Annotated in this window: 4 protein-coding genes; all 4 read right to left on the reverse strand. The window is 41.6% G+C overall.

From position 1 onward, the window contains the following. Positions 1–143: 143 nt before the first annotated feature. The 4 genes from lpdA to pdhR all read right to left on the reverse strand — a co-directional run bounded on the left by lpdA (position 144) and on the right by pdhR (position 7,171). Entirely contained in the window at positions 144–1,571 is a 1,428-nt protein-coding gene (gene lpdA / locus CWC14_RS17510) for a dihydrolipoyl dehydrogenase (RefSeq protein WP_013465928.1), read from the reverse strand. Positions 1,572–1,734: 163 nt separating this feature from the next. After that, positions 1,735–3,660 carry a pyruvate dehydrogenase complex dihydrolipoyllysine-residue acetyltransferase gene (gene aceF, locus CWC14_RS17515; RefSeq protein ID WP_138564172.1) on the reverse strand — a complete coding sequence of 642 codons (1,926 nt, stop codon included), beginning with the start codon at positions 3,658–3,660 and terminating at the stop codon, positions 1,735–1,737. A 10-nt stretch (positions 3,661–3,670) separates the two neighbouring features. Then, on the reverse strand, positions 3,671–6,337 hold the full coding sequence (aceE, locus tag CWC14_RS17520; protein ID WP_138564174.1) for a pyruvate dehydrogenase (acetyl-transferring), homodimeric type: 2,667 nt from the start codon (positions 6,335–6,337) through the stop codon (positions 3,671–3,673). A gap of 84 nt (positions 6,338–6,421) precedes the next feature. After that, positions 6,422–7,171 (reverse strand): pyruvate dehydrogenase complex transcriptional repressor PdhR, encoded by a 750-nt coding sequence (gene pdhR, locus CWC14_RS17525; RefSeq protein ID WP_008114937.1) that lies wholly within the window; start codon positions 7,169–7,171, stop codon positions 6,422–6,424. Between the last annotated feature and the right edge of the window lie 447 nt (positions 7,172–7,618).

The raw sequence follows: 7,618 nt of genomic DNA on the forward strand, positions 1-7,618 counted from the left end.
TCAGCTATCAGCTATCAGCTACAAAATTTTGCTCATATTAACTTAAGTGTCAAGGGAGCTTGTCTTTACTGACGGCTGACGGCTATAAAAACAAAAAACCCAAGCCGAGGCTTGGGTTTTTTATCGCGATTAACTAAAAGAAATTACTTCTTCTTTTTAACTGCTTTTTTGTTTGGTAAATCAGTGATTGAACCTTCAAAAATTTCAGCAGCAAGGCCAATTGATTCGTTCAATGTTGGGTGAGCGTGGATAGTCAACGCTAGGTCTTCACCATCTGCACCCATTTCAATACCTAGACCGATTTCGCCCAGCATTTCGCCTGCGTTAATACCAATCATAGCACCACCAATAATACGGCCGCTTTCTTTATCAAAAATAAGTTTAGTAGAACCTTCAGTACGTGAAGAGGCAATTGCACGACCCGATGCAGCCCAAGGGAATACAGCTGTTTCAATGCTTAAACCTTGCTCTTTGGCTTCTTTTTCAGTTACACCCGCCCATGCAATTTCAGGGTCAGTGTAAGCAATTGAAGGAATACACTTAGGATCAAAGTAATGTTTTTGACCAGAGATAACTTCAGCAGCAACATGGCCTTCATGAACCGCTTTATGCGCAAGCATAGGCTGACCCACTAAGTCACCAATTGCAAAAATATGTTCTACGTTAGTACGTAATTGCTTATCAACGTTAATAAAACCACGCTCATCAACATTCACACCCGCTTTATCAGCGTCTAACATGTTACCATTTGGTGTACGACCTACAGCAACAAGTACTTTGTCGTAACGTACTGGCTCTGCTGGTGCATTTTTGCCTTCAAACGTAACATATAAACCGTCGTCTTTTGCTTCAACGCCAGTTACTTTAGTTGAAAGCATCACGTTAAACTTGTCTTTAACATGCTTTTGGTAAATTTTAATGATGTCTTTATCAGCAGCAGGAACTAGTTGGTCTGCAAATTCTACAACATCAATTGCAGAACCTAGTGCACGGTAAACCGTACCCATTTCTAGACCAATAATACCACCACCTAAAACAAGTAGTTTTTCAGGAACATCTTTAAGCTCTAGCGCACCCGTTGAATCAATAACGCGATCATCCTCAGGGATGAAAGGTAAGTTTACAGGTTTAGAACCCGCAGCAATAATTGCGTTATCAAAGGTAATGGTTGTTTTACCGTCAGCGCCTTCAACGTCTAAAGTATTGCTACCAGTAAATTTACCGTAACCAGATACAACTTTTACTTTACGCATTTTAGCCATGCCGTCTAAGCCACCTGTAAGCTGGCCGACAACAGACTCTTTCCAAGAACGAACTTCATCTAAGTCAATTTTTGGTGCGCCAAAAGTAACGCCGTGAGATGACATTTCTGCAGCATCATCAATCACTTTAGCTACGTGTAAAAGTGCTTTAGAAGGAATACAACCAACATTAAGACATACACCGCCTAATGTCTCGCGAGATTCTACTAATGTAACTTCTAAGCCCAAGTCAGCAGCGCGAAAAGCCGCAGAGTAACCACCAGGACCACCGCCTAGTACAACAACTTGAGTTTTTAATTCGTTGCTCATGCTATTACCTTTATTGTTTGAACGGGACACAGCCCCAAAATTTAACTGCCATGTTTCTGCAAGGCAGAAAAGGGCATTTGTGCAAATATTGTATCATTGCAAATGATAAAAATCCCAGCTAAAAACAACTGGCTGGGATTTGATTTTACTCACTCTGTAGTGATCACATCACTAACTGGCGTATATCACTCATGTAACTTGCAAGAGTAACAGTAAAGCGTGCAGCAAGCGCACCGTCAATCACTCTATGGTCGTAAGACATTGAAAGTGGAACCATTAGCTTAGGCTCAAACTCTTTACCATTCCACTTAGGCTTCATTTCAGATTTAGACACACCTAAAATTGCCACCTCAGGCGCATTCACAATCGGCGTAAATGCCGTACCGCCAATGCCACCTAGGCTTGAAATAGTAAAACAACCACCTTGCATATCTGATGAACTTAACTTGCCATCACGCGCTCTAACAGATACTTCCATTAGTTCACGAGAGAGTTCAATAATGCCTTTTTTATCAACATCTTTAAACACTGGTACAACTAAGCCATTTGGCGTATCAACCGCTACACCAATATTGATGTACTTTTTAAGGATTAAGCTTTCGCCATCCTCTGAAAGCGATGAATTAAATGTAGGGAACTCAGCAAGCGCTTTAGCTGCTGCTTTCATTACAAATACTAATGGCGTAATTTTAACACCCAGCTTTTTCTTCTCGTTAAGGGCATTTTGCTCTTTACGGAACTGCTCAAGGCTCGTGATATCCGCTTCATCAAACTGGGTAACATGTGGGATTTGCACCCAGTTACGGTGTAAGTTTTTACCTGACAGCTTTTGAATACGAGAGAGTTTTTTCTCTTCAATTTCACCAAACTTAGCAAAATCAACTTTTGGCCATGGAATTAAACCAAGCTCACCGCCACCGGCATTGCCTTTAGCTGCAGGTACTTGACCAGACTCAACTTGCTTAACCAGTTGCTTAACATAGTTTTGCACGTCTTCTTTAACAACACGGTTTTTACGACCTGTGCCTTTTACGTTCGCAAGGTTAATACCAAACTCACGTGCTAAACGACGAACAACTGGCGATGCATGAGCATAAGCGCTATTGTTTTCAAAGCTTTCAGAGCTTGCTTTAGCAGATGATGCTGCTGGTTTTGACTCAGCCTGAGCTGCCGGCTTAGATTCAGCCTTTGGCTCGTCTTGTTTTGCAGGCGCGTCACTTGGTGCACTACCCGCCACTTCAAATACAAAAATCAGGGAACCCGTTTTAACTTTATCGCCAGTCGCTACTTTAATCTCTTTAACAGTACCTGCAAACGGCGCCGGTACTTCCATAGCTGCTTTGTCGCCTTCAACGTTTAAGATAGATTGCTCTTCTTCTACGCTATCGCCAACCGCAACCATAACTTCGGTTACTTCAACTTCGTCATCACCAATATCAGGCACGCTAACTTCTTTTGTGCTTGATTCTGACGCTTTAGATGAAGCAGCTTTTTCAGTAGGCTTCTCTTGCGTTTTTGAATCACTTGCAGGTGCAGTTTCGTTACCACCATCAGCGACTTCAAAAACAAACACTAATGAACCCGTTTTCACTTTGTCACCAGTATTTACTTTAATTTCTTTTACAGTACCGGCAAAGGGTGCTGGTACTTCCATTGCCGCTTTGTCGCCTTCAACGTTTAAGATAGATTGCTCTTCTTCTACGCTATCGCCAACCGCAACCATCACTTCAGTCACTTCAACTTCGTCATCACCAATATCTGGCACAGTCACTTCTTTGGTTGATGAAGCCGATGACGCAGCCGGTGCTGCTTCCTCGGTTTTTTCAGCTTCTTTAGAGTCAGCAGCAGGGTTTTGCGCTTCACCTTCAAAGATGAACACTAAAGTGCCTGTGGTTACTGTATCGCCCACATTTACTTTAACTTCTTTTACCGTACCGGCTTGTTCAGCAGGTACTTCCATCGCAGCTTTATCGCCTTCAACACTTAATAGTGATTGGTCAACTTCAACTTTATCGCCAACGCTCACTAGTATTTCGGTTACTTCTACTTCATCGCCACCGATATCAGGTACTTTAATTTCAATACTCATTGCAAACCTCTTATGCGTACAGTGGATTAAGTTTGTTAGTGTCGATGTTGAACTTTTTAATTGCTTCAACAACCACTGACTTTTCAACTTCACCACGTTTAGCAAGTTCAGATAATGTCGCAACTACAACGTAGCTTGCGTTAACTTCAAAGTGACGACGTAGGTTTTCACGGCTGTCTGAACGACCGTAACCATCTGTACCCAATACTTTGTAGTTACTGCTTGGGATAAATGAACGTACTTGCTCTGCGTAGTTTTTCATGTAATCCGTTGCAGCAACAGTGACTGAATCGTTTAATACGCTTGTAATGTAAGCTGTTTTTTGCTCGCTTTCTGGATTAAGCATGTTGAAACGCTCAACATCTTGTCCATCACGGGTAAGTTCATTAAATGAAGTTACAGAGTAAACATCAGACGCAATACCATAGTCTTCGCTTAAAATTGCCGCCGCTTTACGCACTTCAGTCATGATAGTACCTGAGCTTAATAGCTGTACGTTGGCTTTTTTGCCTTCGTAGCTTTCAAGCTTGTAAATACCTTTACGAATACCCTCTTCAGCGCCTTCTGGCATTGCTGGCTGATGGTAGTTTTCGTTCATTAGCGTTAGATAGTAGTAAATATTTTCTTGATCTTCACCGTACATACGACGAATACCGTCTTGCACGATAACCGCTACTTCAAATGCATAAGTAGGATCGTAAGAAATACAGTTAGGTACCGTGTTTGCAAGAATGTGGCTGTGGCCATCTTCGTGCTGTAAGCCTTCACCATTTAGCGTTGTACGACCCGCTGTAGCACCTAATAAGAAACCACGTGCTTGTTGATCCCCTGCCATCCATGCCATGTCACCAACACGTTGGAAACCAAACATAGAGTAGTAAATGTAGAATGGGATCATCGGTAAGTCGTTGGTACTGTAAGATGTTGCAGCAGCAACCCATGACGACATTGCACCTAGCTCGTTAATCCCTTCTTGTAATACCTGCCCTGAGGTTGCTTCTTTATAGTAAGAAACAATATCACGGTCTTGAGGGGTGTAATTTTGGCCATGTGGGTTGTAAATACCGATTTGACGGAATAAACCTTCCATACCAAAAGTACGTGCTTCATCGGCAATAATTGGCACAATATTTTTACCAATACCTTTATCTTTTAATAAGATATTAAGTGCACGTACAAAGCCCATAGTGGTTGAAATATCACGCTTTTGCTCTTCAAGTAACGGCTTGAACGCATCTACTTCTGGTAACTGTAACTTTTCAGAGAACTTAGCGATACGTGTTGGCGTGTAACCTTGTAGGGCCTCACGACGCGCATGAAGATACTTGTACTCTGGAGAATCTTTTTCAAGCTCTAAGTATGGTAGCTCTTTTAATTGCTCTTCAGATACTAAATCATCTAAGCCTAAACGTGAGCGTAAGTGAGCCACATGCGACATATCCATTTTCTTAACTTGGTGCGCAATGTTTTTACCTTCAGCCGCTTCACCCATGCCGTAACCTTTTACTGTTTTAGCAAGGATCACTGTTGGACGACCTTTCGTTTCTTCTGCTTTTTTAAAGGCAGCAAACAGTTTTGAAGGCTCATGACCACCGCGCTTAAGGGCGAAAATTTCTTCATCTGTCATATCAGCAACTAATGCTGCTGTTTCTGGGTAACGACCAAAGAAATGTTCACGTACGTACGCGCCATCTTTCGCTTTATATGTTTGGTAATCACCATCAACAGTTTCGTTCATTAACTGAAGTAATTTACCTGTGGTGTCTTTAGCAAGCAGAATATCCCAACCGCTTCCCCAAACAAGTTTAATAACATTCCAGCCAGCGCCTTTAAATAGCCCTTCTAGCTCTTGAATAATTTTACCGTTACCCATTACAGGGCCATCTAAGCGTTGTAGGTTACAGTTAACTAAGTAACATAGGTTATCTAGCTTTTCACGGGCAGCAAAAGAAATAGCACCACGTGATTCTGGCTCATCCATTTCACCATCACCTAAAAACGCATATACACGTTGGTTTTTAGTGTCTTTTAAGCCACGGCCATCTAAGTACTTTAAGAAACGCGCTTGGTAAATTGAAGAAATTGGACCTAAGCCCATAGATACCGTTGGGAACTGCCAAAACTCTGGCATTAATTTAGGGTGAGGGTAAGAAGGTAAGCCTTTACCATCTACTTCCTGACGGAAATTATCAAGCTGTTCGGCACTTAAACGCCCTTCAACAAATGCACGCGCATAAATACCCGGAGAAATATGACCTTGGTAATAAACTAAATCACCACCATCAACATCATTTGGCGCTTTAAAGAAATGGTTAAAACATACTTCATAAAATGCAGCAGACGATTGGTAAGACGCCATATGGCCGCCTAAGTCGAGATCTTTTTTCGATGCACGCAATACAATCATAATCGCGTTCCAACGAATAATTGAACGAATACGGCGCTCAAGATTTACATCACCAGGGTAGGCAGGTTCTTGATCAACCGGGATCGTATTAACGTAGTTTGTGTTAATGCCAGTTGGCATATCAACACCGTCTAAGCGGGCTTGTTCTAACACTTGCTCAAGTAAAAACTGAGCTCGTTCAACACCTTCTTCGCGCACAACTGATTCAAGAGCTTGTAACCACTCTTGTGTTTCTAGCGCGTCTACGTCAATTTTATTGACTTCAGACATATGGAGGTTTCCTTATGTTTAAAATACTAATTTTATGTATTGAATACTTCACTGTTGAATCAAGTTAACAGTGAATGTACTTGCTTAATTTTGTTTGGTGCGTCTCAAACTACGTTCAATTCGCGAATGCTCTTTACCCGCTTCAAGCAATGCTTCTTCAATATAGGCTAAATGCGCATTACTCGCTAAGCGAGCTTGTTCAGGATTACCGTCAATCACTGCATCCATTAATAAGCGTCTATGCTCGGCTAATTGGCTGCTTATATCTGACTTTTTAAGTAATACCGTTAAATTTTGTAAAACATTCTGCTCAAGTAAGCTTTGCATCCCTCTTACTAAATGCAGTAACACTACGTTATGAGACGCCTCAGCAATGCAAAAATGAAAGTCATTAATCGCTTTGGCTTTTTGCTTTAATTCATCTTTAGCTAATGCAATCTGATCAAAGCTCTGTTTTACTTTTGCAAAATCGTTACTTGTTCCGCGAAGTGCTGCGTAATAAGCCGCAATTCCCTCTAGCGCATGACGAAATTCTAATAAATCAAATTGCGATTCGGGGTGTTTACTGATCAAATCAAACAACGGATCAGTCAGTCCCTCCTCCAATTGATTTTTTACATACGTTCCACCACCTTGACGACGGGTTACGAGCCCTTTTGCCTCAAGCTTTTGAATGGCTTCACGCAACGACGGACGCGACACTTCAAATTGCTTAGCGAGTTCACGCTCCGGTGGTAACTTTTCTCCTGGTGCTAACGACCCCTCAAGAATCATGTTCTCAAGTTGTTGTAAAATAACATCAGATAATTTTGCCGCTTTAATTTTTAAAGACATCAATCAACGTCCGCGTTGTATAAGTGCTAACAGCCCATAAAACAAGGCTTTTAACTGAATGACTCAGCCAAAAGGTAAATTGGTCATACCAAATTTTGCCATACGTTATCAAAAACCGTAATTACTGTCAATTTACAGCAGTTTTAAAGCCCTAAGGCCAGCGTAACGTAATTTAAACAAAGTTCAAATAATACACAGAATGCAGAGGATAAAGAAAGGTTAATAAGATGAAAAACAAATGGTCAGACCAGCTATTTTTAATTTTCGGGGTTCGGGGTTCGGGGTTCGGGGTTCGGGGTTCGCAATAGGATAAAATGTAGAGTAATTTGCAAACATGTTTTTACATTGTAGGCGGGAGTTTACCTCGCGCATGTTTAGGTTAAAGGTTTTAAGCCCGCAACTCGAAGCCCGTCACAAAAAAGTAAAGTGCGCGGCATAAAGCCCCGC

Source organism: Pseudoalteromonas sp. S3260 (assembly GCF_005886925.1).
Classification (GTDB): Bacteria; Pseudomonadota; Gammaproteobacteria; order Enterobacterales; family Alteromonadaceae; genus Pseudoalteromonas; species Pseudoalteromonas tetraodonis.

Bases quoted from the DNA above. Each gene is read 5' to 3' on its own strand.
- lpdA (WP_013465928.1), bottom strand. From the start codon at position 1,571: ATGAGCAACGAATTAAAAACTCAAGTTGTTGTACTAGGCGGTGGTCCT.
- aceF (WP_138564172.1), bottom strand. From the start codon at position 3,660: ATGAGTATTGAAATTAAAGTACCTGATATCGGTGGCGATGAAGTAGAA.
- pdhR (WP_008114937.1), bottom strand. From the start codon at position 7,171: ATGTCTTTAAAAATTAAAGCGGCAAAATTATCTGATGTTATTTTACAA.
- aceE (WP_138564174.1), bottom strand. From the start codon at position 6,337: ATGTCTGAAGTCAATAAAATTGACGTAGACGCGCTAGAAACACAAGAG.